Annotated in this window: 6 protein-coding genes and 2 pseudogenes; 2 read left to right on the top strand and 6 right to left on the bottom strand. The window is 69.1% G+C overall.

What is annotated here, in order from left to right:
- Positions 1-337: 337 nt before the first annotated feature.
- Entirely contained in the window at positions 338-1,495 is a 1,158-nt protein-coding gene (gene tgt / locus BQ7388_RS01955; RefSeq protein ID WP_072499661.1) for a tRNA guanosine(34) transglycosylase Tgt, read from the bottom strand.
- Positions 1,496-1,697: 202 nt separating this feature from the next.
- Positions 1,698-1,979: an HPr family phosphocarrier protein gene (locus tag BQ7388_RS01950; protein ID WP_009279515.1), complete on the bottom strand. Its 282-nt coding sequence runs from the start codon at positions 1,977-1,979 to the stop codon at positions 1,698-1,700.
- Between the two features lie 551 nt (positions 1,980-2,530).
- Here BQ7388_RS01950 and BQ7388_RS12210 point away from each other — a divergent pair.
- On the top strand, positions 2,531-2,704 hold the full coding sequence (locus BQ7388_RS12210) for a hypothetical protein (RefSeq protein WP_159430776.1): 174 nt from the start codon (positions 2,531-2,533) through the stop codon (positions 2,702-2,704).
- 249 nt (positions 2,705-2,953) lie between these two features.
- Here BQ7388_RS12210 and queA read toward each other — a convergent pair whose 3' ends face one another.
- The 4 genes and pseudogenes from queA to BQ7388_RS01930 all read right to left on the bottom strand — a co-directional run bounded on the left by queA (position 2,954) and on the right by BQ7388_RS01930 (position 6,004).
- Positions 2,954-4,045 carry a tRNA preQ1(34) S-adenosylmethionine ribosyltransferase-isomerase QueA gene (gene queA / locus BQ7388_RS01945; protein ID WP_407668488.1) on the bottom strand — a complete coding sequence of 364 codons (1,092 nt, stop codon included), beginning with the start codon at positions 4,043-4,045 and terminating at the stop codon, positions 2,954-2,956.
- Positions 4,000-4,434: pseudogene (locus tag BQ7388_RS13415) on the bottom strand (epoxyqueuosine reductase QueH); the annotation flags it as partial. The gene queA and the pseudogene BQ7388_RS13415, both read right to left, overlap by 46 nt.
- A 7-nt stretch (positions 4,435-4,441) precedes the next feature.
- The gene (locus BQ7388_RS01935) at positions 4,442-5,275 is read right to left on the bottom strand and encodes a histidinol-phosphatase (protein WP_072499660.1); all 834 of its coding nucleotides are present in this window, start codon (positions 5,273-5,275) and stop codon (positions 4,442-4,444) included.
- Between the two features lie 69 nt (positions 5,276-5,344).
- Positions 5,345-6,004: a DUF1287 domain-containing protein gene (locus BQ7388_RS01930; RefSeq protein ID WP_062529999.1), complete on the bottom strand. Its 660-nt coding sequence runs from the start codon at positions 6,002-6,004 to the stop codon at positions 5,345-5,347.
- A 553-nt stretch (positions 6,005-6,557) separates the two neighbouring features.
- On the opposite strand from BQ7388_RS01930, the pseudogene BQ7388_RS01925 reads away from it, so the two are divergent.
- Positions 6,558-8,219 (top strand): annotated as a pseudogene (locus tag BQ7388_RS01925) (class I tRNA ligase family protein); the annotation flags it as partial.
- Between the last annotated feature and the right edge of the window lie 656 nt (positions 8,220-8,875).

Here is an 8,875-nt window from a genome sequence, read left to right as displayed (position 1 = left end):
CGGCGGGGCTTCCCGCCCGCGGCCTCCGTGGCCTTCCACCGGTCCACGCCGCTGGCGCGCTCCGGGCTCTTCTCTTCCGACATCGGCACTCCCGTCCCGGGGCGCAGGGCGCCCCTCTCAAAAAGTCAACTCCGTCATTCTAGCCCGACATGGGCGATGACGTGGGACGGGACCCCGGGAGGGACGGGGAGGGGAGCTGGTCGGCAGCTCTCGCCCGCAAAGCTGCCGACAAACGGAGGGCCAGGAGGTGTCCTTGCCCTCAAAGGGCGAATTGTCGGCAGCTCTCGCCTGACGAAGCGCCGACGAGCGTCGAGGCGCGCCCGTCCGAGCCCCTCCCCTACCAGTCCCTGGCGGCGGGGAGCTCGTCCCAGCGGGACACGAAGGAGGCGTACTCTCCCCTAATGATGGCCTCGCGGGCGCGTCGCATGAGGTCCAGCAGGTAGTGGACGTTGTGCATGGAGAGCAGGATGGAGCCCAGCATCTCGTCCTGCTTGACCAGGTGGCGGATGTAGGCGCGGGAGTAGCCGCCCGTGCAGACGGGACAGCCGCAGGCCGGGTCGATGGGGCCGTGGTCGCGGGCGAAGCGGGCGTTCCTGAAGTTGAGGCGCCCCTCGCTGGAGAAGGCCGTCCCGCTGCGCGCGGTGCGGGTGGGCAGCACGCAGTCGAACATGTCGATGCCGCACTCGACGCCGTGGACCAGCGTGGTGGGGTTGCCCACGCCCATGAGGTAGCGGGGCTTGCCCTTGGGCATGTGCTCACTGGCGAGGGGCGCCAGGGTCTCGAACATGAGCTCGTGGCTCTCGCCCACCGAGTAGCCGCCGATGCCGTAGCCCGGGAAGTCCCCCATGGACTCGAGCCTCTCGAGCGAGCGCAGGCGCAGGTCCATGTGCATGCCGCCCTGGACGATGCCGAAGAGCGCCTGGTCCTCGCGCCGGTGTGCCTTCCAGCAGCGCTCGGCCCACATGCTCGAGAGGTCGACGGCCCGCTCGACGAAGCGGCGCGTCGCGGGGTAGCCCGGGCACTGGTCGAGCTGCATCACGATGTCGGCACCCAGCTCCTCGGCCATGCGCATGTTGGACTCGGGCGTCCAGTGCACGTAGGAGCCGTCGTAGTCGACGGTGCGGAAGGTCACGCCCTCGTCGCTCAGCCTCACGTTGGAGCCGTGGCTGAAGACCTGGAAGCCGCCCGAGTCGGTGAGGATGGGGCCGTGCCACTGCATGAACTCGTGCAGGCCGCCCATCTCGGCCACGAGCCCGGTGCCCGGGCGCTGCGAGAGGTGGTAGGTGTTGGCGAGGAGGATCTTGGTGCCCAGCTGCTCGAGGTTCTGGGGGAGGAGCCCCTTCACCGTGGCTTTGGTGCCCACGGGCATGAAGATGGGCGTGGGGACGTCCCCGTGTGGGGTGTGCAGCACGCCTGCCCGGGCGTGCGTCTGGGGGTCCTCGGCCACGACGTCGTAGCTGAACCACTTGTCCTTGGGCACTACGGCCTCGCTCATCTGCGTTCCTCTCGCCTTGCTCCTCGTGGGCCCTGGCCGTGGCCTGCTCCGCGGACGGCGGCGGCCAGCGCAGGAGCGTCCTGAGCCACGGCGCGCCCGTGCGACCCACCCGCCTGCGCCACGGCAACGACCCCGGTGCCCTCACAAAAAAGAGCCCGGCTGGATGCCGGGCTCGCTTGGGTCCGATTCCCTGGGAGCGAGTCTACTCGCCGAAGAGGGTCTCGTCGCCGTCCTTGATGCCGAGGAGGCCGCCCAGGGCGTCCTGCTCGTCGGGGCCGTCGCAGCTGATCTCGACCTTGGTGCCGGTGCCCAGACCAGCGGCCAGAATCATCATGATGGACTTGGCGTTGACGGGAGCGGTGCCCTTGTCGACGTCCTTGATGGTGACGGCGCTCTGGTACTGCTTGGCAACCTGAACGAACTGGGAGGCCGGACGCGCGTGAAGGCCAGTCGCGCTGACGATCGTCACTTGCTTGGAAACCATTGTGCTCTCCTTTGACATCATGCAGGGTTGCCCCGGCGGGACCTGCTTACGGATTCATACTAGCAAAACATTCAGGCTCATGGATAAGCCATGGGTCTGAATTTGGCGTGGCGTTGGGACCCCTCCGCGCGGAAATCCTCCCCTGGCGTGCCGGCCGACGCCCATGCGCCCCCCGAGTCCCGCCTCGGGGAAGTTCGCCGCAAAGCGCTGATTGTGGGCAGATGGCCGGGCGCGCGTTGCCAGCGCAGGCCCATGGGGCAGAATGAGGGGATATGAGGAGCTGCCGGGGACACCTATCCCCTGACCGGAAAGGAGCTCGCCATGGCTGACGAGCCCAACACTGAGCGCGATGAGGCCCGAGGGATGCGGGAGGCACCCGGCACCCAGGAGCCCATCGAGACCATCTCCCCCGAGGACGCCCAGGAGGGCGAGGGCGAGAATGGCGCCGGCCTCTCGGTCGCGGCAAGCACCGCGCGCGAGGCCGGCAGGTCGCTGCGCGAGGGGCNCAGATCCACGCCACGCCGGAGCTCACGGCCCAGCTGCGCGCCGACGTGGCCGAGGCGAAGGGCGAGCTGGAGCGCCAGGAGGCGGAGGTGGCCCGTCTCGCCAGCACGGAGCGCCACCTGCGCGAGACCACCCGCGCCAAGCGCCTGCTCTTCCTGGGCGTGGTGCTCGCGGCGCTCGTCGTGCTCGTCGTGCTGCTGGCCGTGCTGCTCCCCCGCTAGGGGCGGCAGGAGGCCCGCTAGGGGCGGTAGGAGGCGGTTCTCGCCCGAGGGTGGAGGCACCAAAAGCTGAGCGCCCGCGCAGGCCATTCCTGGTTTGCGCGGGCGTTCTGTGTTTGGACAGGTGGACGAGGTTTTGCGCGCAGGTCGTGCGTGGATTGCGCGCCGCGACCGCCTTTCGCGCTGCATCCAAACCCGCGGCCAGGGGGGCGTTCCCTCTCGCCCGCCATCCCCCTAGCCCGCGCTTGCCCGCTAGAGGATCAGCATCGCGTCGCCAAAGCTCAGAAAGCGGTAGCGTTCGTCCATGGCGGCCTGGTAGGCAGACATGACCTGCTCGCGGGTGGCGAAGGCCGAGACCAGCATCATGAGCGTCGAGCGGGGCACGTGGAAGTTGGTGATCATGGCGTCGACCACGTGGAAGGTCGAGCCTGGCATGAGGTAGAGGTCGGTGGTGGCGTCGCACCTCTCCACCAGGTCTCCCCTGTCCAGGGCCGCGGCGGAGTCGGCCGCGGCCTCGAAGCGGCGGGCCACCATCGCGGGGGGTGTGTATNGGTCGAAGGCACTCTCGAGCGAGCGGACCGAGGTCGTGCCCACGGCCACCACGCGATGCCCCGCCGCCTTGGCCGCGTGCACCGCGTCGACGACGTCCTGACCCACGTGATAGCGCTCGGTGTGCATGACGTGCTGGGTGGGGTCGTCCTCCTCCACCAATCGGAAGGTGTCGATGCCCACCTCGAGCTCGACGTTTGCCCAGTTGACACCCTTGTCGCGGAGGAGCCCCATGAGCTCGGGGGTGAAGTGCAGCCCCGCCGTGGGCGCCGCGGCCGAGTGCTCCTCCCGCATGGCGTAGACGGTCTGGTACTTCTCGGGATCGCCCTCGTACTCCGTGATGTAGGGCGGCAGGGGCACGTGGCCCGCCTTGTGGATGGCGGCATCAAGGGTGAGGCCCGCGGCGGGGACGAAGCGCAGGAGGCGCCCGCCGCGGTTCTCGTCCAGGTAGTCGATGACCTCGCCCGTGAGCACGACCGGCCAGTCCTGGGGCGCGTGGATGCCGCCCTCGCGATACTCGACCACGGCCCCCTGCTTCAGGCGCTTGCCCGGCTTGACCAGGCACTCCCAGACGCCGCCCAGCGGGTCCAGGTCCTCGCGGCGTCTGAGCAGGAGGGTCTCGGCCACGCCGCCGGTGCCGCGCTTGTGGCCCATGAGGCGCGCGGGCAAGACGCGGGTCTTGTTGGCGACGAGGAGGTCGCCGGGCTCGAGGTAGTCGAGGACGTCGGTGAAGCGGCGGTGCCCGNGGCCGTGAGCCCGTTGGCCCGGGCAAGGCCGAGCAGCACGTCCTCGCAGGCGTCGAAGAGCTGGTAGGGAGAGACCGCCAGCGTGGTCGAGACGTACTCGAAGCCGCGCTCTCGGGCGACACGACAGGACTCCGCCAGGCGCAGGGCATAGCAGGACCTGCAGCGGCGCTCGCGGTCGAAGCCCGCGGGAGCGACGCCCCTCTCCCATGCCCCTCGGTCGTCACCAGCGACGACGACTTCTACGTGGGCGACGTCGCGCGCCCAGTCGAGAAGCGTCCTCAGCCTGCGGTCGTGCTCCGCCACCGGCTGGATGTTGGGGTTGGACCAGCAGATCGTGGGCTCGAAGCCCTCCTCGCGCAGGAGCCGCAGCGGCTCCAGCGAGCAGGGCCCACAGCACGCGTGCAGGAGGAGCGGTACGCCTCTGCCGTCCGTCGCCATCGCCCCCCTACCCCGCCAGCGTGTCGAGGGCGAGCTGGCGCCACTCCACGCCGCCCATGGCATCGTGCGCCAGGACGTTCACGTGCGTGAAGCCGCAGTCGATCACCGAGGCCACCGCCACGTCGAAGCCGCCGTCCAGGAGCTCGGGCTGGTGGGCGTCCGCGCTGATCAGAATCTCCCCGCCGAAGTCGTGCAGGGCACTCAAAAGCTCGTGTCTCGGATAGAGCTCCGCCTTGCGCCCGCGGTTGACGGCACCGCAGTTGATCTCGAAGGGGACGCCCTGCCCCACCAGGCACTCCATGGCCTCGAGCGCGGGGCCGAGGTAGGCGGAACTCGTCTCGTCCACATAGCGCATGGAGTCGTTGAAGCGCGTCACCAGGTCGAAGTGTCCCACGAAGTCGCAGTTGGTGCGGTCGTGCACCTGCGCCTCGAGCTCGTAGTAGGCGCGGCAGAGCGCGAGCCAGTCCCCGTCGAAACAGCCCTCGCAGAGCTCGCGCAGCTGCTCCTCGCTGCTGTCCACGCTCATGGGGAAGGGCGTCTGCACATCCAGGAAGTGGGTGGAGCCGATGACGTACTCGGCGCCCGGGCAGCAGGCGGGATCGTAGAGGTTGTCCAGCTCGACGCCCATCAGGATGTCGATACGCCCTGCGTACTTCCGCTGCAGACGCCTGACCTCGGCCGTGTAGGCGGGCCAGTCCATGTGGATCTCTGGGTCCATGTGGCCCGAGAACCCCAGTTGCTCGAAGCCCTTGCCCAGGGCCGCCTCGACCACCTGTTCGGCCGAGGCGCTGCCGTCGCAGAAGGTGGTGTGGGTGTGGAAGTTCGCGCGCAGCTTGGACATGGCCGTCCTCTCGGTCGTCGCGGGGTCGGCCCTGCGGCCGCTCCCCCAGTCTATCCCAAGCGGCAGTGGCTATCCCAAGCGGTAGTGGCCGACGATGCGCCCCCAGTCGTCCAGCCGGTCCTCCTCGTAGCGCAGTTGCAGGGGACCCCAGTGGTGAATGACGAAGGGCATGCCGTCCGAGCGCCGCCGGTCAGAGACCACGCCCACATGCCCCTCCCACATCACGATGTCCCCACCCTGCCAGACGGCCACGTCGGAGAGGTCCGTCGTGAGGACCTGCGCGTTCCGCTCGAAGTAGAGGGTGAGCACCTGCGTGCGGCGGAAGTCGATGTCGGGGTCGGGCGCGGCGATGCCGTATGCCTCGGGATGCGCGCCGACGTCCGCCGCCACGAGAGCGCGCAGGTCGATGCCCGCCCCGAGGAGCGCCCGCGCAACCACGTCGGTGCAGACGCCACAGCCGTCGTCCGGCCAACCTCCCGCGTAGTAGCGGCTCTGGTAGCGCGGCCGCGTCGCCACGTATGCGCGCGCGGACTCGAGGATGTCGGTCTGGTCGTCCACGCCGTCCGCGTCCGTGTCGCGGGGGCTTTGGTAGCGCTCGATGCCCAGCTCCTCGCTGGAGTGGCTGGGGTGCGGGACATAGTTGAGCTGCCAGGCAAGGAACAGGGCGCAGGCGAGAGTTGCCACGGCCGCCGCGGTGACGACCATCCGCCCGCGTCCGTGCCTACGCATGTCGTCACCCCCCTGATGCGGACGGAGCCCCCTCTCGCCTTGCGCCGTCCCTGTTGTCACCATCCCCTGACGTGCCATTCTCGTCTTGATTCTATATGCAGGCGAGAGAAGCCGCCCCTTCCGTGCCGTCGTGCACGCGGCTACGCACGTCTGTCGCCGTCGTGCACGCGGCTACGCACGTCCGTCGCCGTCGTGCACGCGGCTACGCACGCGCCAAAAATCCTTCACGCTCGAACGCACAATGCCGTCCTCCAGCAACTGGGCAAACGCAGCGGGCGACGTGCGCAAAAGCGTGCTCGCTGCCGATGGGTGTGCGCAAAAGCGTGCTCGCTGCCGATGGGTGTGCGCAACGGCGTGCTCGTTGCCGGTGGGTGTGCGCAACGGCGTGCTCGACGCCATCGGCACGCATGGACGCGTGCTCCGACGACCGATGCGCCCTGGCACCCCGGTACGCCCTAGCACTCCGGTGCCCACCCGCGACCGCGCCGCCGCCCCGGCGCGTTGTGGGATACTGCAGGGGTTACACAGCAGCCACAAGCAAAGGAACTCCCACATGGCAGCAGAGCGCGAGGCCCTTGAGGCCGCCCGTCCCACCTTCCCCCGCCGCGCGGTCATCACCGGCGGCATGCCCTACGGCAACAAGAACCTGCACTTCGGCCACATCGGCGGCGTCTTCGTGCCCGCAGACTTCTTCGCCCGCTTCCTGCGCGACCGCATCGGCGCCCAGAACGTGCTCTTCGTCTCGGGCACCGACTGCTATGGCTCCCCCATCATGGAGGGCTACCGCAAGCGCGTGGCCGAGGGCTACCAGGGGACGATCGTGGACTACGTGGGAGAGAACCACGACGCGCAGAAGTCCGCGCTCGACGCCTACGGCATCAGCCTCGACCTCTTTGCCGGCTCTGGCCTCGAACCCGCCCGCGAGTTCCACGAGCGCCTCACCGCCGAGCTGATCCGCCGCCTGCACGACCGCGGCTACCTGCACAAGATGAGCACCCGCCAGTTCTATGACGTGGAGGCCGGGCAGTTCCTCAACGGCCGCCAGGTCCAGGGCCGCTGCCCCGTCCGCGGCTGCAAGAGCGAGAAGGCCTACGCCGACGAGTGCGACCTGGGCCATCAGTTCGACCCCGAGGAGCTCATCAGCCCCGTGTCCCAGCTCACCGGCACCACGCCCGAGCTGCGCCCCGTCGACAACTGGTACTTCGACCTGCCCGCCTTCGAGGGCGAGCTCAAGGCCCTCATGGACGAGTGGGACCTCGACGAGCAGGTCAGGCCCATCGTCACCAAGACCGTGCGCGAGTCGCTCGTGGCCCCCGTGATCTACGTGCAGGACAAGTTCCGCGCCGCCTTCGACGCCGCGCGCGACCAGCTCCCCGACCACACCCTGCGCGAGGCCGAGAAGGGCCAGCAGTCCTTCTCCGTCGAGTTCTCGCGCTGGCAGGACCGCGACGAGGCGCGCGGCATCCTGGAGGCCGCCGGCGTGCGCTTCCGCACGGGCCAGTGCCTGTTGCCCTTCCGCATCACCGGCAACCTCGAGTGGGGCGTGCCCGCGCCGGAGCTCGAGGGCGTGGGCGGCCTCACCGTCTGGTGCTGGCCCGAGAGCCTCTGGGCCCCCATCAGCTTCACCCAGGCCGCCCTGGCCACGAGCGACGAGGGCCGCTACTCCAGCCGCGACTGGCGCGACTGGTGGTGCGACGACGACGCCCGCGTCTACCAGTTCATCGGCCAGGACAACATCTACTTCTACTGCGTGGCACAGCCGGCGCTCTGGAAGGCGCTCGACTGGGGGCTCTTCCAGGACACGCCCGTGGCCAACTACCACATCCTGTTCATGAACAAGAAGGCCTCCAGCTCGGGCAAGGTCAAGCCGCCCATGGCCGCCGAGCTGCTCGACAACTACACTCCCGAGCAGCTGAGGTGCCACTGGCTGAGCCTGGGCCTGGACCAGAAGGCCGTGAGCTTCTCTCCCAAGCCCTATGACACCAGCGTGAGCCACAAGGACAAGAGGACCGGCGAGGACGTCCTGGTCAAGGACGACCCGCGCGTGGTGGACCCCGCCCTCAAGGAGAGCGCCTTCCTCACCAACATCTTCAACCGCCTGGCGCGCAGCTGCCTCTACGGCGCGCAGAACGTCTGCGGCGGTAGGCTGCCCTCCGTCGAGGCGGACGCCGAGGTCGTGGCCGCCTGTCGCGAGGCGACGCTGGCCTTCGAGCGCTNCTCGAGGATGTCGGTCTGGTCGTCCACGCCGTCCGCGTCCGTGTCGCGGGGGCTTTGGTAGCGCTCGATGCCCAGCTCCTCGCTGGAGTGGCTGGGGTGCGGGACATAGTTGAGCTGCCAGGCAAGGAACAGGGCGCAGGCGAGAGTTGCCACGGCCGCCGCGGTGACGACCATCCGCCCGCGTCCGTGCCTACGCATGTCGTCACCCCCCTGATGCGGACGGAGCCCCCTCTCGCCTTGCGCCGTCCCTGTTGTCACCATCCCCTGACGTGCCATTCTCGTCTTGATTCTATATGCAGGCGAGAGAAGCCGCCCCTTCCGTGCCGTCGTGCACGCGGCTACGCACGTCTGTCGCCGTCGTGCACGCGGCTACGCACGTCCGTCGCCGTCGTGCACGCGGCTACGCACGCGCCAAAAATCCTTCACGCTCGAACGCACAATGCCGTCCTCCAGCAACTGGGCAAACGCAGCGGGCGACGTGCGCAAAAGCGTGCTCGCTGCCGATGGGTGTGCGCAAAAGCGTGCTCGCTGCCGATGGGTGTGCGCAACGGCGTGCTCGTTGCCGGTGGGTGTGCGCAACGGCGTGCTCGACGCCATCGGCACGCATGGACGCGTGCTCCGACGACCGATGCGCCCTGGCACCCCGGTACGCCC

It is taken from the genome of Olsenella phocaeensis (assembly GCF_900120385.1).
Lineage (GTDB): Bacteria > Actinomycetota > Coriobacteriia > Coriobacteriales > Atopobiaceae > Olsenella_I > Olsenella_I phocaeensis.
The sequence above is the reverse complement of the archived record's forward strand: the minus strand, read 5'-3'. Positions and strand labels throughout refer to the sequence as shown.

Coding starts and splice junctions, on each gene's coding strand:
- tgt (WP_072499661.1), bottom strand. CDS start 1,495: ATGAGCGAGGCCGTAGTGCCCAAGGACAAGTGGTTCAGCTACGACGTC.
- BQ7388_RS01950 (WP_009279515.1), bottom strand. CDS start 1,979: ATGGTTTCCAAGCAAGTGACGATCGTCAGCGCGACTGGCCTTCACGCG.
- BQ7388_RS01935 (WP_072499660.1), bottom strand. CDS start 5,275: ATGTCCAAGCTGCGCGCGAACTTCCACACCCACACCACCTTCTGCGAC.
- BQ7388_RS01930 (WP_062529999.1), bottom strand. CDS start 6,004: ATGCGTAGGCACGGACGCGGGCGGATGGTCGTCACCGCGGCGGCCGTG.